The organism is Microbacterium daqui (assembly GCF_050408675.1).
GTDB lineage: Bacteria > Actinomycetota > Actinomycetes > Actinomycetales > Microbacteriaceae > Microbacterium.
Genome location: NZ_JBNTKF010000006.1, coordinates 18,669 through 39,878, shown reverse-complemented (window position 1 = coordinate 39,878; position 21,210 = coordinate 18,669). Strand labels below are relative to the sequence as shown.

Annotated in this window: 21 protein-coding genes and 2 tRNA genes; 19 read left to right on the top strand and 4 right to left on the bottom strand. The window is 64.2% G+C overall.

Annotated features, from left to right (window positions below):
• The first annotated feature begins 1 nt into the window (after position 1).
• The 17 genes from ACQUSY_RS05505 to ACQUSY_RS05425 all read left to right on the top strand — a co-directional run bounded on the left by ACQUSY_RS05505 (position 2) and on the right by ACQUSY_RS05425 (position 17,827).
• Complete coding sequence (locus ACQUSY_RS05505; protein ID WP_428903506.1) at positions 2 to 2,914, top strand: DEAD/DEAH box helicase; 2,913 nt, start codon at positions 2 to 4, stop codon at positions 2,912 to 2,914.
• A 50-nt stretch (positions 2,915 to 2,964) separates the two neighbouring features.
• Positions 2,965 to 4,266 carry a tyrosine--tRNA ligase gene (gene tyrS, locus ACQUSY_RS05500; protein WP_428903505.1) on the top strand — a complete coding sequence of 434 codons (1,302 nt, stop codon included), beginning with the start codon at positions 2,965 to 2,967 and terminating at the stop codon, positions 4,264 to 4,266.
• A gap of 21 nt (positions 4,267 to 4,287) precedes the next feature.
• Complete coding sequence (locus ACQUSY_RS05495) at positions 4,288 to 5,094, top strand: DUF4184 family protein (protein ID WP_428903504.1); 807 nt, start codon at positions 4,288 to 4,290, stop codon at positions 5,092 to 5,094.
• Positions 5,095 to 5,285: 191 nt separating this feature from the next.
• Positions 5,286 to 5,564 (top strand): hypothetical protein, encoded by a 279-nt coding sequence (locus tag ACQUSY_RS05490; protein ID WP_428903503.1) that lies wholly within the window; start codon positions 5,286 to 5,288, stop codon positions 5,562 to 5,564.
• Between the two features lie 157 nt (positions 5,565 to 5,721).
• Positions 5,722 to 6,006, top strand: a complete 285-nt coding sequence (locus ACQUSY_RS05485) for a hypothetical protein (RefSeq protein WP_428903502.1) — start codon at positions 5,722 to 5,724, stop codon at positions 6,004 to 6,006.
• Between the two features lie 46 nt (positions 6,007 to 6,052).
• Positions 6,053 to 7,828 carry a CTP synthase gene (pyrG, locus tag ACQUSY_RS05480; protein WP_428903501.1) on the top strand — a complete coding sequence of 592 codons (1,776 nt, stop codon included), beginning with the start codon at positions 6,053 to 6,055 and terminating at the stop codon, positions 7,826 to 7,828.
• Complete coding sequence (locus ACQUSY_RS05475; RefSeq protein WP_428903500.1) at positions 7,821 to 8,396, top strand: NUDIX domain-containing protein; 576 nt, start codon at positions 7,821 to 7,823, stop codon at positions 8,394 to 8,396. Before pyrG ends, ACQUSY_RS05475 begins: the two co-directional genes overlap by 8 nt.
• 44 nt (positions 8,397 to 8,440) lie before the next feature.
• The gene (xerD, locus tag ACQUSY_RS05470; protein ID WP_428903499.1) at positions 8,441 to 9,346 is read left to right on the top strand and encodes a site-specific tyrosine recombinase XerD; all 906 of its coding nucleotides are present in this window, start codon (positions 8,441 to 8,443) and stop codon (positions 9,344 to 9,346) included.
• A gap of 95 nt (positions 9,347 to 9,441) precedes the next feature.
• A complete protein-coding gene (locus tag ACQUSY_RS05465; protein WP_428903498.1) occupies positions 9,442 to 10,191 on the top strand; it encodes a gamma-glutamyl-gamma-aminobutyrate hydrolase family protein in 750 nt (249 codons plus the stop codon).
• 106 nt (positions 10,192 to 10,297) lie between these two features.
• Positions 10,298 to 11,179 (top strand): ParA family protein, encoded by an 882-nt coding sequence (locus ACQUSY_RS05460; RefSeq protein WP_428903497.1) that lies wholly within the window; start codon positions 10,298 to 10,300, stop codon positions 11,177 to 11,179.
• Positions 11,163 to 12,062, top strand: coding sequence for a segregation and condensation protein A (locus tag ACQUSY_RS05455; RefSeq protein ID WP_428903496.1), 900 nt, complete (start codon positions 11,163 to 11,165; stop codon positions 12,060 to 12,062). The genes ACQUSY_RS05460 and ACQUSY_RS05455 overlap by 17 nt, the downstream gene beginning before the upstream one ends.
• Positions 12,052 to 12,660 carry an SMC-Scp complex subunit ScpB gene (gene scpB, locus ACQUSY_RS05450; RefSeq protein WP_428903495.1) on the top strand — a complete coding sequence of 203 codons (609 nt, stop codon included), beginning with the start codon at positions 12,052 to 12,054 and terminating at the stop codon, positions 12,658 to 12,660. The genes ACQUSY_RS05455 and scpB overlap by 11 nt, the downstream gene beginning before the upstream one ends.
• A gap of 37 nt (positions 12,661 to 12,697) precedes the next feature.
• Positions 12,698 to 13,480 (top strand): pseudouridine synthase, encoded by a 783-nt coding sequence (locus tag ACQUSY_RS05445; RefSeq protein ID WP_428903494.1) that lies wholly within the window; start codon positions 12,698 to 12,700, stop codon positions 13,478 to 13,480.
• Positions 13,477 to 14,592 (top strand): prephenate dehydrogenase, encoded by a 1,116-nt coding sequence (locus ACQUSY_RS05440; protein ID WP_428903493.1) that lies wholly within the window; start codon positions 13,477 to 13,479, stop codon positions 14,590 to 14,592. The genes ACQUSY_RS05445 and ACQUSY_RS05440 overlap by 4 nt, the downstream gene beginning before the upstream one ends.
• A 34-nt stretch (positions 14,593 to 14,626) precedes the next feature.
• Positions 14,627 to 15,307: a (d)CMP kinase gene (gene cmk / locus ACQUSY_RS05435; protein WP_428903492.1), complete on the top strand. Its 681-nt coding sequence runs from the start codon at positions 14,627 to 14,629 to the stop codon at positions 15,305 to 15,307.
• Positions 15,300 to 16,802, top strand: coding sequence for a ribosome biogenesis GTPase Der (der, locus tag ACQUSY_RS05430; protein WP_428903491.1), 1,503 nt, complete (start codon positions 15,300 to 15,302; stop codon positions 16,800 to 16,802). Before cmk ends, der begins: the two co-directional genes overlap by 8 nt.
• Before the next feature lie 128 nt (positions 16,803 to 16,930).
• The gene (locus ACQUSY_RS05425; RefSeq protein ID WP_428903490.1) at positions 16,931 to 17,827 is read left to right on the top strand and encodes an NUDIX domain-containing protein; all 897 of its coding nucleotides are present in this window, start codon (positions 16,931 to 16,933) and stop codon (positions 17,825 to 17,827) included.
• A 17-nt stretch (positions 17,828 to 17,844) separates the two neighbouring features.
• Here the strand turns inward: ACQUSY_RS05425 and ACQUSY_RS05420 are convergent, their stop codons facing one another.
• The 3 genes from ACQUSY_RS05420 to ACQUSY_RS05410 all read right to left on the bottom strand — a co-directional run bounded on the left by ACQUSY_RS05420 (position 17,845) and on the right by ACQUSY_RS05410 (position 19,547).
• Complete coding sequence (locus tag ACQUSY_RS05420) at positions 17,845 to 18,225, bottom strand: RNA-binding S4 domain-containing protein (RefSeq protein WP_428903489.1); 381 nt, start codon at positions 18,223 to 18,225, stop codon at positions 17,845 to 17,847.
• Positions 18,206 to 18,898 (bottom strand): lysoplasmalogenase, encoded by a 693-nt coding sequence (locus ACQUSY_RS05415; protein WP_428903488.1) that lies wholly within the window; start codon positions 18,896 to 18,898, stop codon positions 18,206 to 18,208. Before ACQUSY_RS05415 ends, ACQUSY_RS05420 begins: the two co-directional genes overlap by 20 nt.
• Before the next feature lie 70 nt (positions 18,899 to 18,968).
• The gene (locus ACQUSY_RS05410) at positions 18,969 to 19,547 is read right to left on the bottom strand and encodes a GNAT family N-acetyltransferase (RefSeq protein ID WP_428903487.1); all 579 of its coding nucleotides are present in this window, start codon (positions 19,545 to 19,547) and stop codon (positions 18,969 to 18,971) included.
• A 108-nt stretch (positions 19,548 to 19,655) separates the two neighbouring features.
• Here ACQUSY_RS05410 and ACQUSY_RS05405 point away from each other — a divergent pair.
• Positions 19,656 to 19,726: transfer RNA gene (locus ACQUSY_RS05405), tRNA-Pro, on the top strand.
• Positions 19,727 to 19,746: 20 nt separating this feature from the next.
• Positions 19,747 to 19,820 (top strand) — tRNA-Pro (locus tag ACQUSY_RS05400).
• A 208-nt stretch (positions 19,821 to 20,028) separates the two neighbouring features.
• Here the strand turns inward: ACQUSY_RS05400 and ACQUSY_RS05395 are convergent.
• A complete protein-coding gene (locus tag ACQUSY_RS05395; RefSeq protein WP_428903486.1) occupies positions 20,029 to 21,198 on the bottom strand; it encodes a tyrosine-type recombinase/integrase in 1,170 nt (389 codons plus the stop codon).
• Positions 21,199 to 21,210: the final 12 nt, after the last annotated feature.

Here is a 21,210-nt window from a genome sequence, read left to right as displayed (position 1 = left end):
AATGATGGCAGAAGAACCACTGCGCGAGTGGCGCTTCTCAGGCGCTCTACGTGCCTCCCAACAACAGTTGCTTCAGGCGGTGACTGTTGTGCCCGGCGAGCCCGTGCACATCGTGTCACCGCCCGGAAGTGGCAAGACCCTGATGGGTCTGTTGCTGGCGATGCGACAGGGCGCTCGCACCGTGGTGTTTGCACCCACGACAACTATTGCCGGGCAGTGGGCGCGACAAGCGCGCACCCTCGCGCCCAGCGATAGGGCCGTGTCGATTGATGGTGAGTATCCCGCCGATCTGACGGTACTGACCTACCAACGAATCAGTACGACCGAACGCGGCGGCGCGTTCGATGAGCTGGCACGTCGCGCATGGCAGCAGGAGCTTGTCGATGGCGGCCGCGACACCGCTCACGCGAACGCATGGCTCGCTTCGCTTTCGACGAGCAACGAGAAGGCGTACACGCGTGGCATCGCGCGGCGTGCACGCGCTGTCAGAAAAGCCATGGCACGGCTCAGCCCTGACGAGTTGGCGGCGGGCCTGCACCCCAACGCGCGTGACCTCGTCGACAGGCTGGTCGCGCACGGCGTTAAGACGATTGTGCTTGACGAATGCCACCACCTGCTCGATCACTGGGCTCTCGTGATCGCCTATCTCGAGGCGCGGCTACGAGCGGCAGCAGTGCAACCCACACTCATCGGGCTGACCGCAACCGCGCCGTCGCCGCAAGATGCGACCGGATTTGAGAACTATTCCGCTCTCCTCGGAGAGGTTGACTTCGAGCAACCCACACCCGCCGTCGTAAAAGAAGGCAATCTCGCGCCCTACCGCGACCTGGTGTGGTTTACGGAACCCACCGCTCCCGAACGCGTGTTTCTGATGCGCAACGATGAGCTCCTCACCGCACTCATCGTGAACACGATCGGCTCGGCTGACGGTATCTCGAGCCTCCGATCCATCCTGTTGCCGCCGCTTTCCGAAACCAACGACACCGATGGTTCCGCTCGTCCTGTCGGCGCTGTCGTCACAACAGATGCCGACGTTTCGACCACGACGGCACGAATCGCAGCAGCATTTGCCGCCGACTTTCCGTTGGCGATCGCGGCGACATCCCTGCTGCGCAAAGTCGCGCCTCACGACGATCTCTTGCCCATGTTGCCACCCACCACCGGTGCGATTGACGACGCCGAAATTCGTGTGCTTGCGCGTTACCTGATGCAACGTGTGCTTCCCGACCCCGCACGTGAGCAGGATTGGAACCGCGCGCGAAGCCTGCTCGCGGACTTCGGGTACGCACTCACTGATCGGGGGATTCGAAAGACCCGCGACCCCATCGACACCCTGCTCGCCAGCACTATCGCCAAGGATCGGGCTGTCGCTGACATTCTGGCGTGGGAGTATGAGCACGGTGTCGGCGACCGGTTGCGTGCGGTCGTGGTGACCGACTTCGCCAAGCACGGCAACCGGGCCGGCAACCGTGCCTCGTCTGCTGGTGCCCTCCGCACTTTCTCCGTCATCGTCGCCGACGATAGATCGGCAGGAATGATGCCGGTGCTGGTCACCGCGCGACACTTGCGGATTGCTGCGCGCGATCTTTCTATGCTCCTCCCGCGCCTGGCTGAGATCACCGGCGTCGTTCCGGAAATCGTGCCAACAGATGACGACGATCAGGTTATCGAGCTGAAAATACCGGGCGTGAGCGCGGCGCACACCGTCGCGGCCGTGTCCAAGCTACTGGCGCGCGGGTTTGTTCGTGTCATCGTCGGAACCCGTGGCCTGTTGGGAGAGGGATGGGACAGTCCCGCAGCAAACACGCTCATCGACATCACCACGGCGAGTACCTCAACGGCGACGCAACAGTTGCGCGGCCGCACCATGCGGTTGGATCACGAGTGGCCAGACAAAGTCGCGCACAACTGGACTGTCGTCGCGATTCTGCCCGAAGCACGCACCGCGATTGCGCACAGCGATGTGCGCAGATTGCGCCGCAAACTCGACGCGCTCTGGGGCGTGCAGGTTGAGGGGCCGCCCCGGGTCGTACGGGGGGAAGCGATGGCATTGACACGCGCACAGAGCGAGAGTCTGCAGCGCCTCGGAACCACAATGGTGCGGGCGCAGACGCTGACAGCGGCAACGCTGGACACGGTTCTTCCCCGCAGCATGACCGCCCAGCGGTGGCGTGTTGGCGAGCCATTCACGGGCGTGGTTCGACGCGCGAGTCTATTTCCCACGACGACGTCGCCGCAAAGTGTGCTGATCTCGACCCGGCACCAGGACGGCATCGCGATGCGCGCTGGTGCGTACCTCGCTGGCGCGGTCGTCACGATCGGGGCAGGAGTGTGGACGCAAGTGGGGCTGGTAGCACCCATCATGGCCCTCATGCTCGCCGTAGCGGGCATCCTCCTGGGGGTGGGCGGCGTGCGCGGGATGCGTGTTTGGTGCGCGATGCGCGCCGTTCGCGCCGACGCGCTGGCCGGTCACGCGCAGATCGCCGACGTTGTCGCGACTGTTCTTCGTATGATCGGCGCGATTTCGGAGGGCGACCCTGAGGTTCACACCGTTGACGGTGGTGTGGCTGTCAGCCTGGCCAACGCCTCCGATGCCGACGCGCAGGTGTTCCGGCAGGCGGTGCAGGAGTTGTACGGACCGATCACAACGCCGCGGTTCTTGCTCGACGTGGATCCGGACCATAACCGCGCCGCACAATCCGAGGCTTCGCCCATCACCGCAGTGGCGGTTCCGTCCGTCATCGGTAAGCGCCGGCAATGGGCTGACATGTTCGCAGCTCATTGGGCGGAGACGGTGGCGCCGGCACAGCTGCGCGCCCTGGCCGCGGCGGAGGACGTCGCCATTTTGGTTTCGGCACGTGCCCAGCCTCGGGAAGACACACTCTCGGCGATCGCACGAGACGTCTGGTCCTGACCTCGTCATGCGTCACGGCCGCATGCGTACCCGCTGATAACCTGGAGGGTATGTCAACTCAACCGGTTAACACGGCCGCGGTGATGAACGACTCGACGTTTGAAAACGTCTGGGACGAAATCATCTGGCGCGGGCTCGTGCATATGTCCACAGATCAGGATGCGCTGCGTGCGTTGCTTGCTGGGCCGCCGGTTACGTATTACTGCGGTTTCGACCCGACAGCTCCCAGCCTGCACCTCGGCAACCTGGTTCAGCTCCTGCTGCTGCGCCGCCTCCAGCTCGCCGGCCACAAGCCCCTCGGCCTTGTCGGTGGTTCCACTGGTCTCATCGGTGACCCGCGCCCGACCGCGGAGCGCACGCTCAACACACGCGAGACGGTCGAAGAGTGGGTCGCGAAGCTACGCGGTCAGGTCGAGCGCTTCTTGAGCTTTGAGGGCGACAACGCCGCTCGCATGGTCAACAACCTGGACTGGACGGCACCGCTCAGCGCCATCGACTTCTTGCGTGAAGTCGGCAAGAACTTCCGCGTCGGTACGATGCTGAAGAAGGACGCCGTTTCGGCGCGCTTGAACTCCGACGAGGGCATCAGCTACACCGAGTTCAGCTACCAGGTGCTGCAGGGCATGGACTTCCTCGAGCTCTACCGCCAGTACGACTGCGTGCTGCAGACCGGTGGCTCTGATCAGTGGGGCAACCTCACGAGCGGTACCGATCTCATTCGCAAGAGCGAGGGTGTTTCGGTGCACGCGATCGGCACGCCGCTCATCACGAACAGTGACGGAACCAAGTTTGGTAAGAGCGAGGGCAACGCGATTTGGCTGGACGCCGATATGTGCAGCCCGTACCGCATGTACCAGTTCTGGTTGAACACCGACGACGCTGACGTGATCGCTCGCCTCAAGGTCTTTACGTTCTTGACGCGCGCGGAGATCGAAGAGTACGCGCAGAAGGTTGCTGACGAGCCGTTCCGTCGTGAGGCGCAGAAGCGTCTCGCGCTCGAGGTCACGGCATACGTTCACGGTGCAGAGACGGCCGCTCAGGTCATCGCTGCCTCCGAAGCGCTGTTCGGCCAGGGTGACCTCGCGTCGCTCGACGCCGGCACGCTGCGGGTATCGCTCGACGAGCTGCCGAACGCGACCCTCGCCGCTGGCACGACCGTCGTGCAGGCACTCGTCGACACCGGCCTCGTTTCGAGCGTCAGCGAAGCGCGTCGTGCGATTTCGCAGGGCGGCGTGTCGATCGACGGCGAGAAGGTCGCTGCTGATGACGCCGTCGTCGCCTTCACACTGCCGGGTGACGTGAGCGTGCTCCGCCGCGGCAAGAAGGCCCTCGCGGGTCTCTTCCGCGCCTAACACCGACACTGCAGACTCCCTGTGCCCTTCACCGCTAGCCATGCCGTTGTCGCATTACCGTTCCTTCGGACTCCGCTGATTCCAGCGGCAATCGCCGTGGGGGCCATGGCACCTGACCTTCCGCTGTTTGTGCGGCAGGTGGTTCCGTCGTATTCCACGACCCATGACCTCACGGCGATTGCGCTGACCACGGTCATCGCGCTGGCACTATTTCTGCTGTGGCGGTGCCTGCTGCGGCCCGCCGCCGCCCACCTGCTGCCCGGTTTCATTGGCGAGCGGTTGCCTGAGGCCTGGCAGCAGTCGACGGGGGCGACCCTGCGGGAGACGTTTGTCGGCTCCCGTGGCGCTACGTCTGGCGTCGCCCGCGTAACCGTTACCACGCTGACCCTCTTGCTCTCGCTGGCGCTGGGGATCGTCTCGCACGTCGTGTGGGACTCATTCACGCACGAAGGGCGACTGGCATCTGCGTGGCTCGCGGCGGATTGGGGCCCGTTGCCCGCGTTCAAATGGCTGCAGCACGGCTCGAGCCTCCTCGGACTCATCATTCTCGCGATCTGGGGAATCCGGTGGCTGAGGCGACACGAACGGGTTGCCGTTGCTGAGCGGCTACCCGGATGGGTGCGCACGTGGTGGATCATCGCGCTCCCGGTGTGTCTCATCGCCGCGACCGTGTGGGGCTTCATCACGTATGGCCCGCTCACTGCTGACTGGACGATCGCGCACCTGGCATACCGGGTACTCCCACCCGCCTGCGCTGTCTGGGCGGTGCTGACCGTGGGGCTGTGTGTCGTCGCCGTGGCGCGGTCGTCGCAACGCGCGCACGCATAGCCCTGTCATGGTTGTCGGTAGCGACGCTTCTGATCAATGCGGTTGGCTATGTCGGAGTCGTGCTCGGCTTCGGTTGGGGCCGCATCGTGTACAGCGTGGCCGGCAGGGGGCGCCTCCCACATTCTGAGTTCCCCCCTGCCCTGACTGGACGCGATTAGACTGGCGTCCGGTCTGAGGGGGAGTGCTTGTTAGTGACGTCGGAAGCAAACCGTGTGCCTGATGAGCGACCCGTTGATGCGGTCGACTCCCCGTCGCGCCCGCAGTACACACCGATGTGGCGCGCCCTGGCAGGAATGCTGGAGAAGCTCGAGAACTATTCGCGCCGCGTGGGCTCGATCAACCTGCGCGCGCCGATCATCATCGTCTTCGCGCTCATCAGCATCGTGCTCGGTGCGATGGCGATCGCGCCAGGCAACGCGTCGATCGATTGGCGTGGTGGTGGCGAAAGCCACAGCATCGCGACTTCCTGATCTCGCGCGAAGAGGACAAGAAACGCGGGCTCACGCGCTCGCGCGTCGGCATTTTGCTCGACCTCTTCATCGGCAGCACCGTCGTACTGATGCTCGCACAGCTGGCCATTATTCGTCAGCTCGCGTTGTCAGGCTCTTCGTCGCGCTGGCGGCTGCGGTGCTCGCGGCGGCCATCGGCGCTCTGGTGCTCGTTCAGCGGCACCCGCGCTGGGCGAACCGATTGGCAGGCTTCGCGGTATTCGCAGGGCTGGCGCTGCTCGTCGTACTCATCGTGGTCACCATTGGCCTCGTCGACCGCGGACCAGAGTATGCACCCACCCCGCTCGGTCCGAGCGCCTGGGCATGCATCGTTGCCATCATCACGGGCATCGTTGGCCTCGTGAAAGTCGCCAACCGATACAAGCGCGCCGAGCGCCCCCGCTCAACCCGCTGGCAACAGTGAGGGAGCGACTGACGCGCCCGGAAGAACCCCGCCCGATCAGCGAAATATGCATATCCCTGCCACTGCTCAGATACCGGTGATAGCATGGAAGCCCGTGGCGGATAATTTCTCTGGTAACGGCTCATCTTCTTCTTCGGCACCCCAGGCTTCGGCCAAGGTCACCAAACATATTTTCGTGACCGGAGGTGTTGTTTCCTCCCTGGGCAAGGGCCTCACCGCCGCCAGCCTTGGCAATCTGCTGACGGCCCGCGGCCTCCACGTGGTCATGCAAAAGCTCGACCCGTACCTCAACGTCGACCCGGGCACCATGAACCCGTTCGAGCACGGCGAGGTCTTCGTAACCGACGACGGCGCCGAGACCGACCTCGACATCGGACACTACGAGCGCTTCCTCGGCATCAACCTGTCGCGCGCCGCAAACGTTACGACCGGTCAGATCTACTCCGACGTCATCGCCAAGGAGCGCCGCGGCGACTACCTCGGCGCCACCGTTCAGGTCATCCCGCACATCACTGACGAAATCAAGCGCCGCATGCGCCTGCAGGCCTCGAACGACCCGCAGCCCGACGTCATCATCACCGAAGTTGGTGGCACCGTCGGTGACATTGAGTCCCAGCCCTTCCTCGAGGCGGCGCGCCAGATCCGCCACGAGCTCGGCCGCAACAATGTCTTCTTCACCCACGTCTCCCTGGTTCCGTTCATGGGCGCCTCGGGTGAGCAGAAGACCAAGCCGACGCAGCACTCCGTCGCTGCCCTCCGCTCCATCGGCATCCAGCCCGACGCGCTCGTGCTGCGCTCGGACCGCCCCGTCACCGAGTCGAACAAGCGCAAGATTGCGCTGATGTGTGACGTTGACGAAGACGCCGTCGTCAACGCCGTTGACGTGCCGTCGATCTACGACATCCCCAGCATGCTCAACAACCAGGGCCTCGACGAGTACATCGTTCGCGCCTTCGGTCTCACCGAGAAGGCGACCGACGTTGACTGGTCGCGCTGGCAGAAGGTGCTGAACGCCGTTCACAACCCGAAGAACGAGGTCACGATCGGTCTCGTCGGCAAGTACATCGACCTGCCTGACGCCTACCTGTCGGTCACCGAGGCGCTGCGCGCCGGTGGTTTCGCTCACGAAACCAAGGTCAACATCAACTGGATCGCCTCCGACCTCTGCGAGACTCCGGAAGGCGCCGAAAAGCACCTTGCCGCTCTCGACGGCATCGTGGTTCCGGGCGGCTTCGGCATCCGTGGCATCGAAGGCAAACTGGGTGCACTGAAGTTCGCCCGCGAGCAGGGCATCCCGACGCTCGGTATCTGCCTCGGCCTGCAGTCGATGGTCATTGAGTACGCACGCAACGTGGCCGGCATCGCCGGGGCGTCGTCGACCGAGTTCGACCCCGAGACTGCCGCTCCCGTCATCGCGACGATGGCGGAGCAGATCGACATCATCGCCGGTGGCGACTTGGGCGGAACCATGCGCCTCGGTCTGCAAGAAGCGAACCTCCTCGAGGGCTCGCTTGCCGCTGAGGTTTACGGTGCAACGACTGCTTCTGAGCGTCACCGTCACCGCTACGAGGTCAACAACGCGTACCGCGCTCAGCTCGCTGAAGCCGGTCTCGTGTTCTCCGGCACCAACCCCGACCACGGTCTGGTCGAGTACGTTGAGCTTCCTCGCGAGGTGCACCCGTACTACATCTCGACGCAGGCTCACCCGGAGCTGCGCTCGCGTCCGACCCAGGCAAACCCGCTGTTTGCCGGTCTGATTGGTGCTTCGCTTGACCGCCACAAGTCCAGCGAGCTCTTCCAGGACGACAACCAGGATGACTGAATTCCGCGACGAGCCCGCGGACGTGACGATCCAGAACACGGATCGTCCGTTCCGCGGGCGCGTGTGGGACGTGCATAACGACACGATCCTGTTCGGTGACGAGACCCTGCACCGCCACTACATCGCGCACCCCGGTGCGGCCGCTGTCGTGGCGCTCGATGAGAACGACCAGATGCTCATCCTGCAGCAGTACCGCCACCCGATTCGCGAACGCGATTGGGAGGTTCCGGCCGGACTCCTCGACGTGCCCGGCGAAGACCCGATTCTTGCGGCTCAGCGCGAGCTGGCCGAAGAGGTCGACCTCCAAGCTACGAAGTGGGATCACCTCGTTTCGTTCACCCCGACCCCGGGTTCAAGCAGCGAGGTCATTCACCTGTACCTCGCTCGCGAGCTTTCGCACGTTGTCACCGACTACGTGCGCGAGGGCGAAGAGGCGGAGATTGAGCCGCACTGGGTGAGCCTTGACGACGCGGTGTCGGCGGCGCTGACCGGGCAGTTCCGCAACGGAACCTTGGTGCTGGGTGCGCTGGCAACGGCTGAGTTTTTGAGGCGTGAGCGCGCCGTCTGAGCGCGTCACGCGTGTCTCTCGTGACGCGCCGGTAGCGTGGTGGCATGACTCCCGAGCGTGCTGTTGACCAGTATTTGCGTCACATCACGATTGAGCGCGGGCTGTCATCCCACACCATCGCGGCGTACCAGCGTGACCTGGCGCAGTATCTCGAATGGCTCGCCGAGCGTGACATCACTGACATCGCCGCGTTGACGCCTGAGCTCGTTGCCGAGTTCGGTGCCGAGCGCGCGAGCGCCGAACCGCCCCCCGCCGCGACGTCGCTCGCGCGCCTGCAGTCTTCCGTGCGTGGCCTGCACCGGTTCTTGGTGCGCGAAGGCCACACAACGGACGACCCCACCGGCCGGCTCAAACCGCCGAAGGCCCCGCAGCGGCTGCCGAAGGCGCTCACGATCACGCAGGTCGAAGAGCTGCTTGCCGCGCCGAGCCCGGAAGAGCCGCTCGGCATTCGCGACCGTGCGCTTCTTGAACTGCTGTACGCCACTGGTGCCCGCGTATCTGAAGCGATCGGCCTGGATGTCGACGATCTCGCTCACGGTGACATCCTGCGCTTGCGCGGTAAAGGTTCCAAAGAGCGCATTGTTCCGCTCGGATCGTTTGCTCGCGCCGCCGTCGACGCCTACCTCACGCGCGTGCGCCCGACACTCGCCATGCGGGGGAGCGCGACGCCGAAGCTCTTTCTCGGCGCGCGCGGTGCCCCGCTGTCGCGACAGAGCGCGTGGCTTGTCATTCAGGCCGCAGCCGAACGGGCGCATCTGACCGCCCACGTGTCACCGCACACGCTCCGACACTCGTTTGCCACGCACCTGTTGCAGGGCGGTGCCGATGTGCGGGTCGTGCAGGAATTGCTGGGGCATGCGTCGGTAGCCACGACGCAGATTTACACGCACGTTTCGGTCGATGCTCTGCGGGATGTTTATGTCACCGCACACCCTCGCGCACGAAAGTAATTTTCACAAACTTGGCCCGAGCTCTTCCCGGGCGGCGCTCGCCATTGTGTGACGGGCGAGTGGAACCGCGGGGGCGGTGCTGAGAGAATGGGTTCGTGATTGACGCCCCCACGATTCCCCTCATCGGCATTACGACCTACCGTCAAGACGCGCAGTGGCGTGGTGGCGAAGACAGCATTGCTGACGTACTGCCGGCGGAATATGCCCGGGCCATTGAAGCGGCGGGCGGCGCGGCCGTACTGTTGCCGCCGGTTGATTCCGTGCAACGCGCCGCCGTTATTGCCGCGCGACTGGACGGCATCGTTATTGCGGGTGGCGCTGACGTCAACCCAGCGCGGTACGGCGAAGAGCCCGACCGTCACGTCACGACCTGGTACGACGACCGTGACGAGAGCGAACTGATCTACATTGCCCAGGCCGACGAGCGCGGACTGCCGGTTCTCGGCGTCTGCCGGGGCATGCAGTTGCTTGCGGTTTCACGTGGCGGAAAACTTGTGCAACACCTGCCCGATGTCACCGGCACCGAAGTGCACACGGGTGGCGAGTACACCGGCAATGCCAACGGGTTCAGTTCGGTGACCGTTCACGTTGAGCCGGGTCACAAACTGAGCGACCTGGCACCTGAAAAGCTGACCGTAGCCTGCTACCACCACCAGTCCGTCAAGTCACACCCCGGTTTCGTGGGGACCGCCTTCAGCGCCGACGGCGTGCTGCACGCGATGGAGGCTGAGGGGGAGAGGTTCGTGGTCGGCGTGCAGTGGCACCCTGAGGTCATGATGCAGCAGTCACTGTTCCGCGGCTTTATCGAGGCCGCGCGCGTGCCCGCTGCGGTGTCAGCCTTCTAAAACTGGCCCTTCTGCGCAGTAATCTGCGTGGTTCCGCATGCCGAAACGCCCATGACCCTCGGCTATCGATACAATTTCGTGAGCGAGTACGAAAGCAGGTTCATCCGTGGCGGAAAATAAGGGCACACGCGGCGCAAAGGTCGACGATACGCCCATCGGACCAACAGGTCGTCCGTACAACGGTTTTGAGGTTCCTGCGAAGCTCGATAGTCACGGCCCCGCGCGCATCATTGCGCTGTGCAACCAGAAGGGTGGCGTCGGCAAGACGACCACCACGATCAACCTGGCTGCGTCTCTCGCCGAGTACGGTCGTCGCGTGCTCGCCGTCGACTTTGACCCGCAGGGCGCGCTTTCTGCCGGTCTCGGCATTCAGACGCACGATGGTGCCACCATCTACGATCTGCTGCTCGACCCGAAGCGCGACACGCGTGAGGTCATTCAGCACTCCGGCGTTGAGGGGCTCGACGTCCTGCCCGCGAACATTGACCTGTCGGCCGCCGAGGTTCACCTCGTCAACGAGGTCGCTCGCGAGACGATTCTGGCCCGCGTGCTGCGTCAGGTCGCTGACGACTATGACGTCATTCTGATCGACTGCCAGCCGTCGCTGGGCCTGCTCACCGTGAACGCGTTGACGGCGAGCCACGGCGTGCTGATCCCGCTGGAGTGCGAGTTCTTTGCCCTGCGCGGTGTCGCTCTCCTCATCGAAACCATCGACAAGGTGCGCGACCGTCTGAACCCGGCGATTCAGCTCGACGGCGTGCTCGCGACGATGTACGACCCCCGCACGTTGCACTCGCGCGAGGTGCTGGAGCGCGTTGTCGAGGCCTTCGGCGATGACGTACTGGAGACCGTGATCGGCCGCACCGTGAAGTTCCCGGACGCGTCGGTTGCCGGTATGCCGATTACGGAATTTGCTCCGGAGCACGCCGCCGCCCAGGCATACCTGCGACTTGCGCGAGAGTTGGTCTCTCGTGGTGCCGTCGCCTGACGCGAGCCTCTCAGAGGCTGCGAGTGACGCACCGGTCGCCGCGGCTGAGGGTATAGACGGCGCAGCGGAACCATCAGTGACGCCCGAAACGGCGGGTGCTGAGTCGGGGTTCCGGGTTTCGCTGTCGAACTTTGATGGTCCGTTTGACCTGCTGCTGACGCTGATTTCCAAGCATGAGCTGGACATCACCGAGGTGTCGCTGAGCGCGGTCACCGACGAGTTCTTGGTGTACTTGCGCGCCGCAGAGCACGCTGACGAAATGGATGAAGCGAGCGAGTTTCTCGTCGTCGCAGTCACGCTGCTCGACATGAAGATCGCCGGGCTCTTGCCGCAGGGCGAACTTGTCGACGCCGAATCGGTCGCGCTTCTGGAAGCCCGTGACCTGCTGTTTGCTCGCCTGCTGCAGTACCGCGCCTTCAAAGAGGTGTCGGTGTGGTTCCACACCAATACCGATCGCGAAGCGCGGCGCATGGTGCGCAGCGTACGGCTCGATGAGAAGTACCGCGCCCGCGTTCCTGAGCTGGTGTGGACGCACACCGCCGACGACTTTGCTGCGCTCGCACTCCTCGCGTTCACGCCGAAGGCGATTCCGACCGTTGGCCTTGACCACCTGCACGCGCCGCTCATCAGCATTCGTGAGCAGGCCGCGATCGTGGTGTCGATGCTGCGCACATCAGAGCAGTTGACGTTTAGAGAGCTCATTGTGGGCGTTAACGGGCCCGGCATTATCGTGGCGCGGTTTCTGTCGATTCTCGAGCTCTACCGTCACGCCGCCATTTCGTTCGAACAGCTCGAGCCGCTCGGCGAACTCACGCTGAGGTGGACGGCCGACCACTGGTCAGAAGACACCCTCGCAACCCTCGGAGCCGACTATGACCGCTGAGATCGTGACCGACATCGACGAGACGCCGGTACAGCTGACCGATGAAGAATTGGGTCGACGCCTCGAAGCCATTCTGCTGATCGTTGAAGAGCCGCAGAGCATCGTGGCACTGGCAACGGCCGTCAGCGCACCCGTCGCTGCGGTGCGCCGCGTCATTGCCGCACTTGTCGACGACTACGACGGCAATGGTTCCGGCCCCCAGCGTGGCTTCGAATTGCGTGAAGTGGGCGGCGGCTGGCGTCTGTACGTGCGCGAAAACCTCGACAATCTGGTGGCCGAATACGTCAACGCGCAGGCGCCGTCGAAGCTGTCACAGGCCGCAATGGAGACCCTCGCGGTCATCGCCTATAAGCAACCTGTCACCCGCAGCCAGGTAGCCTCGATTCGTGCCGTTAACGTGGACTCGGTCGTTCGAACCCTGTTGGGGCGCGGTCTCATCACTGAGCTGTTCCAAGATTCGGAGACCGGCGCCATTAACTACGGCACAACAGATCTCTTGCTTCAAAACCTCGGCATCAATTCGCTTGACGAGCTGCCGCCGATTTCCCCGCTTCTCGATGACGGCGCCGACGGCTTCGACGACTCATTGATTCGCTAATAATCCACCTCTCGCACTGATGGGAATCATTGCCGCAATGATTGACAATACAAACCAAGAACCCGAAGGCGTGCGCCTGCAGAAGGTGCTCGCCCACGCCGGCGTCGCCTCGCGCCGCGTCGTTGAAGACATGATCGTGCAGGGCCGCATTCGCGTGAACGGCGAAATCGTTTACGAACTCGGCCGCCGCATCGACCCCGATGTCGACCTCGTCGACGTTGACGGCACCGCCGTGCAGCTTGACGTCTCCAAGCGCTACGTCATGCTGAACAAGCCCACCGGCATTGTCAGCACGATGAAAGATGAGCAGGGCCGCCCCGACCTCCGCGAATTCACCGACGAGTACGAGGAGCGCCTCTACAACGTTGGCCGTCTCGACGCAGAGACCTCGGGCCTGCTGATTCTCACGAACGACGGCGAGCTCGCTCACGTGCTCGCGCACCCCAAGTTTGGTGTTACAAAGGTCTACATCGCACGCGTTGAGGGCAAGGTTTTGCCGCAGACGATCGCGAAGCTCACGAAGGGCATCGAGCTCGAAGACGGCCCAATCAAGGCTGACAAGGCACGCTTGCTCGACACGTCGGGCAACACGAGCCTCGTTGAACTCACCCTGCACTCGGGCAAGAACCGCATCGTGCGTCGCATGATGGCCGCGGTTGGTCACCCGGTGCGTGACCTGGTTCGTCGCCAGTTTGGGCCGCTTCATTTGGGAACATTGCCCGTCGGTCGCTCCCGCGAACTCACTAAAGTGGAACGCGGCGAACTGCTCACGCTGTCGCGTGCTGCGCAGGATAAGACGCCCGGTTTGGGAGAGAAGTGACCGATACTGCAGGTGCTCGTAGCGTTGCTGCACGACTGAACGGAACCGTTCGCATCGTTGGCGCCGGATTGCTCGGTGCCAGCATTGGTCACGGCTTGCGCCGCAAGGGTATCGATGTCGTCTTGACCGACACGTCACCGGCTCAGTTGCGCTTGGCTATCGACTACGGCGCCGGACGCGAGGCTGCACCGGACGATGCCCCCGTACTCATCGTCGTCGCGGTTCCGCCCGACGTCACGGCCGACGTGATCCAGGCCGAACTTGCCGCCTTCCCGAACGCCGTCGTGACCGACGTCGCCAGCGTGAAGCTGCAGCCGCTGATGGTGCTGCGCGAGCGCGGGGTTGACCTGACGCACTACATTGGCTCGCACCCGCTCGCCGGTCGCGAGCGTGGCGGCGCTATTTCTGCGCGCGCCGACATCTTCGTCGGTCGCCCGTGGGTCGTGTGCCGCGACGAAGAGACGCCGGCAAACGATCTCGCCCTCGTTGAAATGCTCGCGCTCGAGCTTGAGGCGATGCCGGTTGAGATGTCGCCGGAGGAGCACGACCGCTCGGTCGCCCTCGTTTCGCACGTGCCGCAGCTCGTGGCGTCGCTCCTCGCGAGCCGCTTCGCAGACGTCGACGAAGGGCTGCTGCGCCTCGCCGGCCAGGGCGTGCGTGACACGACGCGCATTGCGGCTTCTGCTCCGGAACTCTGGGTGCAGATTCTGGGGGCGAACGCGGAACCAGTGGCTGAGGTGCTCGATGCGCTCGCCGCCGACTTGGCTCAGGTTTCTGATGCACTTCGTTCTCCCGAAGCACCCGGCGCCCGGCGCACCGTGGCCGAGACGATTGCCCGCGGCAACGAAGGCGTTTCTCGCCTGCCGGGTAAGCATGGTCAGTTCCGCCAGTTTGAGAAGGTCGTTGTCATGGTTGATGACACGTCTGGTCAGCTTGGACGCTTGTTCGGCGACCTCGGTGAACTCAACATCAACGTGGAAGACCTGCGCTTGGAGCACTCGCCCGGCGCACAGTTCGGTCTTGCCGAGATCAGCGTGGTTCCGTCCATCGTGGGTCGAGCGCGCGAAGATCTGCAGGCGCGCGGCTGGCAGATTGCGAGCATGAATGACTGACCCGACAACGGCTGTGCCCCAGGAGGACACCCCCATGCCCGAAACCTTCATCGTCGCCATTGATGGGCCCGCCGGCTCCGGCAAGTCGAGCGTCTCAAAAGAGGTTGCTCGTCGCCGTGGCTACGGCTACCTCGACACGGGGGCTGCCTACCGCGCGCTGGCCTGGCACGTGCTGAACCACGACGCCGATACGTCAGACTCGACGGCCGTGCTCGACACGATCGGTGACTTCGAACTGCGTCTCGGCATGGACCCCGATGAGCGCCGAGTGCTCGTGGGGGAGCGCGATGTCACGGCAGAGATTCGTGAACCGCGCGTGTCTGACGCAGTGTCTGGTGTGGCCCGTGTGCCGGCGGTTCGGCAGTTCTTGAACAGCACCTTCCACGAGCTGGTTTCGCAAAGCGGCCGGGAAGCTGTCATTATTGAAGGTCGCGACATCACAACCGTTGTCGCACCGGAGGCTCCTGTTCGACTGCTGCTCACCGCAGCGCCCGAGGTTCGTGCTGCTAGGCGCAGTGCCGAACTGACCGGACACGACGCTTCTGCGGTTGCCGCCGCCATGCACAAGCGTGACGCGGCAGACTCCCAAGTGGTTGACTTTCTTGAAGCGGCCGAGGGCGTCACCGTCGTAGATTCGACGGATCTTAATTTTGAGCAGACGATTGCTGCGGTCCTCGCGGAGATCGATCGTGCGACAGGAGAATCCCATGCATGAAGATGACGAATACGACGACCAAGACAAGCTTCTGGAGCGTCTGGCCGGAGTAGACGACGAACTCGCTGACATCCGCGCCGCGGCGCTGCGCGACAGCCTCAACGAGTACGAACTCGATGACGAAGACGCCGAGCTGCTCGCCGGTGTCGTCGTTGGCGAAGACGGCATCACCTACTCGCCGGCACTTCCCGTGCTCGCGATCGTCGGTCGTCCGAACGTCGGCAAGTCTGCCCTCGTGAACCGTATTCTCGGTCGCCGCGAGGCTGTCGTGGAAGACACCCCCGGTGTCACCCGCGACCGCGTCACGTACAAGGCTGAGTGGAACGACCGCCGCTTCTCGCTCGTCGACACCGGTGGTTGGGAGCCCGACGCCAAGGGCATCGACGCTTCGGTCGCCGCGCAGGCTGAGGTCGCTATCGACCTGAGCGACGCGGTGCTGTTCGTCGTTGACGCCAAGGTTGGCGCGACGGCAACGGACGAGCACGTCGTGAAGCTGCTGCGCAAGACGAAGAAGCCTGTCTTCCTCGTTGCCAACAAGATCGATGACGCCCGTCAGGAGCCTGAAGCTGCGGCGCTGTGGAACCTGGGTCTCGGTGAGCCGTACCCGGTTTCGGCTATTCACGGTCGTGGAGTTGCAGACCTGCTCGACATGGTCATGAAGAAGCTGCCCGAGGTTTCGGCAGTTGCGAAGCACGAAATCGGCGGCCCGCGCCGCGTTGCGATTCTCGGGCGCCCCAACGTCGGTAAGTCGTCGCTGCTGAACAAGGCTGCGGGTGAGGAGCGCGTTGTCGTCAACGAGCTCGCCGGAACCACGCGCGACCCGGTCGACGAGATCGTTGAGCTCGGTGGCAAGATGTGGACCCTGGTTGACACGGCCGGTATTCGCCGCCGCGTTCACCTGCAGCAGGGTGCTGACTTCTACGCGTCACTGCGTACGTCGGCCGCGCTCGAAAAGAGTGAGGTTGCGGTTGTCGTTCTCGACGTGACGCAGCCCATCAGCGTGCAAGACCTGAACATCATCGACCTGGTGCTGGAGTCGGGCCGCTCGCTCGTGCTCGCCTACAACAAGTGGGACCTCCTCGACGATGACCGCCGCAAGTACCTCGAGCGTGAGATCGAGCAAGACCTCGCGCACGTTGCGTGGGCGCCGCGCGTCAACATCTCGGCCCGTACCGGTCGTCACCTCGACAAGCTGGTGCCGGCGCTTGAGCAGGCACTCGAGTCGTGGGATACCCGTATCCCGACCGGCAAGTTCAACGCCTTCATCACCGAGCTTGTTGCCGAGCACCCGCACCCGCTTCGTGGTGGCAAGCAGCCGCGCATCCTGTTCGGTACGCAGGCCGCGACGCGTCCGCCGACGTTCGTGTTGTTCACGACCGGCTTCCTTGACCCGGGTTACCGCCGCTTCATCACGCGCCGTCTGCGCGAGGTTTGGGGCTTCGAAGGTACTCCGATCAACGTGAACATGCGTGTGCGTGAGCGTCGTCAGCGCTAATTTCTGAACGTACTGATGCCCCGAGGTGAGCCCATGGTTCCGCCTCGGGGCATCTGTGTTTGGCGTGTCGTGTGTCGCGATGTGGCACATTTCGCCGCGGTGCCGACATGGTGTGACAATCTGGATAGGTGAGTATCGTCGAGCCGGCACCTGGTGAACCGCGTCGCCCGCAGGGGCCGCGGGATCCTGGGGACGCGTGGGTCGTGACGGAAGACGGAACCAAATACTGGGGTCGCTTCGGAGCCGCCGGTCTGCTGGCGGTGGATGATGCACGCGGTGTGCTGTTGCAGCAACGCGTTGGGTGGAGCCACTTTGGTGGCACGTGGGGGATTCCCGGTGGTGCGATGCACCAGGGTGAGACAGCCGTCGACGGTGCCATGCGCGAATCGCAGGAAGAAGCGGGCGTGCCGGATGGTTCCGTTCGCCCCCTGTTCACAGCCGTCTACGACATTGAGATTTGGTCGTACACAACGCTCGTTGCCGTTGTAGAGACACCCTTTGAGCCGGCGATTACTGACCCGGAGAGCCTGGCACTGGAGTGGGTGCCCGCGGCTGGCGTGACTGATCTGACCCTGCACCCGGGGTTTGCGGCGTCGTGGCCGATACTGCGCGACGCGATGACGGTGCGACCGGTGATCGTTGTTGACGTCGCAAACGTGATGGGCTCGACGCCCAACGGGTGGTGGAAAGACCGGGCTGGCGCTGCCGGCAAGGTTTTGTCGTCGTTTGCTGATGTCGCTTCTGGTGGCGTTGCGGCTGCTGAGCTGGAGCTGCCGGGGGCTGTGTGGTTTCCGCGCGTTGTTGCCGTGCTGGAGGGCGAAGCGAAGGCCGCGCCGGATGTTTCTGGCGTTGTCGTAGAGCGCGCTTCGGGCTCCGGCGATGACGAGATTGTTGCCGTTGTCACTCGTGAGGCTGAGCGGCCCGGTGCCGTCGTGCACGTCGTGACGAGTGACCGTGATTTGCGGTCGCGTGTTGATGCGCTCGGTGCGGTAACGCACGGCGCACGCTGGCTGACCGGCGCGTAGGGCTTACTCGTACCCGGCTACTCGTACGGCGTGAACTCGTCGCGGCCGCGGAGTTTGTCGATGTCGCGGCGTTCGCGCTTCGTGGGGCGTCCGGCCCCGCGGTCGCGCACAGCGTGCATGGCCATGTGTTCGCGGGGTGGGGGAGCAGGCGTGCGGTCTTCCATCGCGGCCGCGGCGATTGGTGCGCCGACGCGCTTCGTGAGGAGTTCTTTCACGACGAGGATGCGGTCAAAGCCCGCGATGCGCACTCGCAGTTCATCGCCGGGTTTCACCGCTTGTGCGGCCTTGGCCTTTTCGCCGTTGACTCGAACGTGGCCGGCACGGCAGGCGGTTGTTGCGGCTGAGCGCGTTTTGTAGACGCGGACGGCCCAGAGCCAACTATCGACTCGTACCGACATCTGCCTGCTTTCTGACGTGTGCGAGCACTCCGAATGCAATGAGGCCCTGTCCGAGAGTGTACGTGAGCATGACGGCGGGGCTCGTCCAGTCGCCGACAATCTCCGACATGAACAGCTGGAACGCAAGGATCGTGTCGGAGACCAGGAAGAACACGCCACCGAGCAGCACGATGAGGTTGCCGCGGGTTGCCGTTGCCGCGGTGAGGCCGAGGACAATGCCGTAGATCGCGACCGCGATGAGGAGTCCGCCGGTGTGCGGGCCGATGACTGCGACCATGGCGCCCCACCACAGGATGTACACGACTGCGGCCTTGGGTAGACGCCGGAGCGCGACGTGGCGCGTGAACAGCAGAATATAGGCCAGGTGGGCGATGCCGAAGAAGACGAGCATCATCGGAACTGCCGGCAAGAACGGCACGAAAGTTCCGGCACCGTCACCTAGCCACGAGAAGAAGATCGCGAACAGCAGGATCGCGATGGGCGCCGTTCGGGTGATGCGTCGGGAGTTCAGCACGACCGCGATTGCGAGCAGAGGCATGAGCCCGAGTTTGGTGGGAGCGGCGAGTGCCATGTTCTGCGTGAACAGCGCGACAACGTGCGCGATCGACAGAATCACGTATGGCACGAACGTAAGCCAGAGCACGCGGGTTCGTGCGGGCGCGATGGTGGGCACGGCGACACTCCTTCGAGTCGGGTAGACCTATCGTAGGGTTTGCCGTTGCGGGGTTCGGGGATGCGCGCCGCTACACCGTGAGCGCGACCACCGCCCGCGTGGGTTTTGGGTGATCCACGACGTCAAAGCCTGCGTCGACGAACGTGGAGAGCGCACCGAGAAACAGGTCGTTGTTCGATGTCTTACCGGCCGATGTGTCGACGGGGTAGCCTTCGATGACGCGTGCTCCGTGCTCTTTCGCATACGTGACGGCGGCGTCGAGAAGTGCTCTCGTGGTTCCGGAACCACGGTGCTCGCGGCGCACCACAAAGCAGGTAATTGCCCACACGGACTCGTCGTCGAAAGATTCTTTTGACGAGCCGGTGATCATTTTGGTGCGGGCGATTCTCGCCTGCCTCGTGCGTGGGCCGACGCGCACCCAGCCGGAGGGGGAGTCATCGATGTAGGCGATGAGTGCGGGTGGTGGGCCGGCCGTGATCTCAGCTTCGAGATAGTCTTTGCGCTGGTCGGCCGAGGAATTGTTGAACTCGGTGTTCGTGAGCGTCCACCACTGGCACTGGCAGCTTTTGCCGTCGCTACGACCAGAGAGGGCGTGTTGTGCGTCGGCGAAGCGGTCTGGGGTCGCCGGATTAATCGTGACGGTTGACATGCGGCGACGGTACATCGGGCCACCGACACGGCGCCAGGGTGGTTCGAAACACCCGTTTTTCGTGGGTAAGATAGGGGAGTTGCCTTCGCGGCAGCGATAACCAAATAACGGGCTGTGGCGCAGCTTGGTAGCGCACTTGACTGGGGGTTAAGGGGTTTACCCCGCTCCGGTCGGCCCGAACAACTGAAAATCCATGCCACGGGCTGTGGCGCAGCTTGGTAGCGCACCTGACTGGGGGTCAGGGGGTCGCAGGTTCAAATCCTGTCAGCCCGACGTAAAAGCCCAGGTGAGAGTAGGTTTCTCGCCTGGGCTTCATCATGTCCAGGGGTCGTTTTCCGTGGTCCCCCTCTGGTCCCCCTGGAGCGGCGCCGGACGGTCGCCTGTGGACAGCCGGACCGCCTCGGCCCGCTCCCCTGTGGATAAGGGGACCAAAAGGGGACCAGAACGATTGCGCGGCCACTCGCGCTGTCGCGGGCGCACATCACAGGCCCCTGGCCGAGGGGCTGCTGCGCCGGGCCTGCGTGCGCTGTCCAGCGGCGGAAAGGAAGGCGTTGGCCTGCTCGGCTGCCGAGGCGAGGTGCCGGTCGTCGGGGTGCAGGTAGCCGCGGGTGGTTTCCATCGAGGCGTGCCCGAGGATGTCTTGCAGCACGTGCAGCGGGATGCCGGCGTCGGCCATCCAGGTCGCCCCGGTGTGGCGCAAGCCGTGGCGGGTGAGGTCGGGCAGTCCGAGCCCCGCGACGATGCTGTCCCAGTCGGTGGCGTCGCGGACGGTCGCGGTGGTGAGGTAGCCGCCCTTCGGTCCAACGAGTAACGAGTCTTCCGGCTGCTTGCCCTCGGTGAGACGATCCAGGACAGGACGGAGCGGTTCGAGGATCGGCACCCGGCGCTCTTTGCGGCTCTTGGTCGGCTTGGTCACCAGGCCGCCCTTGCCGGGGAAGACCTGCCTGCGGATCACGACGAGGTTCTTACCGAAGTCCACGTCCCCGACCTGCAATCCGGATACCTCCGAGGACCGTGCGGCCAGCAGCGCGGCGAGCATCACGAAGTCGCTGTAGGACTGATGCACCTTCCCACATGCGCGCGCGAGGCGGTTGAGGGTCTTCATGTCGGGGATCGCGTGCGCCCGCGGGGAGGCGTGTTCGGCGGACTGGCCGCGGAAGGCGTTGCGGTTCAGGCTCCGCTTGGCGCGGTTCTTGGCGGGGTTGATCTGGATCAGCCCGTCCCGGACCGCTTCATCGAGTACGCGGACCAGCGGTGCGATGGTGTTCTTGATGGTCGAGGCACCGTGGCGCTGTTCCCACTCGTCGATGGTGCGCTCGATGATGCCGGCGGTGATCTGGGTGACGGGCAGGTGTCCGAGCGCGGGCAGCACCCGCAGTTTCAGCCCGTAGCCGTAGGTCTCGCCGGTGGAGGTCGGGTCCAGGCCTCGCGCCCACCGGTCGCCGATGGAGGTGACGAACTCCAGCAGCGTCATCGACACGTCCATGCCCTTGGTCGATGAGTTGCGGAGCTGGTCGAAGAAGGTGTGCGCGGCTGCCTCGTCGGGCACGATCTCCGACCGGATGACACGGCGCTTGGTGGTCGGGTCGGTCCACCGGGCTCGGGCGCGGATGCCGTAGGAGCGACGCTCCATGTCGGTGGACAGCTTCACCCCGATCGGCGG

Bases quoted from the DNA above. Each gene is read 5' to 3' on its own strand.
- cmk (WP_428903492.1), top strand. From the start codon at position 14,627: ATGCCCGAAACCTTCATCGTCGCCATTGATGGGCCCGCCGGCTCCGGC.
- xerD (WP_428903499.1), top strand. From the start codon at position 8,441: ATGACTCCCGAGCGTGCTGTTGACCAGTATTTGCGTCACATCACGATT.
- ACQUSY_RS05505 (WP_428903506.1), top strand. From the start codon at position 2: ATGATGGCAGAAGAACCACTGCGCGAGTGGCGCTTCTCAGGCGCTCTA.
- pyrG (WP_428903501.1), top strand. From the start codon at position 6,053: ATGCATATCCCTGCCACTGCTCAGATACCGGTGATAGCATGGAAGCCC.
- scpB (WP_428903495.1), top strand. From the start codon at position 12,052: ATGACCGCTGAGATCGTGACCGACATCGACGAGACGCCGGTACAGCTG.
- der (WP_428903491.1), top strand. From the start codon at position 15,300: ATGCATGAAGATGACGAATACGACGACCAAGACAAGCTTCTGGAGCGT.
- ACQUSY_RS05445 (WP_428903494.1), top strand. From the start codon at position 12,698: ATGATTGACAATACAAACCAAGAACCCGAAGGCGTGCGCCTGCAGAAG.
- ACQUSY_RS05420 (WP_428903489.1), bottom strand. From the start codon at position 18,225: ATGTCGGTACGAGTCGATAGTTGGCTCTGGGCCGTCCGCGTCTACAAA.
- ACQUSY_RS05475 (WP_428903500.1), top strand. From the start codon at position 7,821: ATGACTGAATTCCGCGACGAGCCCGCGGACGTGACGATCCAGAACACG.
- tyrS (WP_428903505.1), top strand. From the start codon at position 2,965: ATGTCAACTCAACCGGTTAACACGGCCGCGGTGATGAACGACTCGACG.
- ACQUSY_RS05410 (WP_428903487.1), bottom strand. From the start codon at position 19,547: ATGTCAACCGTCACGATTAATCCGGCGACCCCAGACCGCTTCGCCGAC.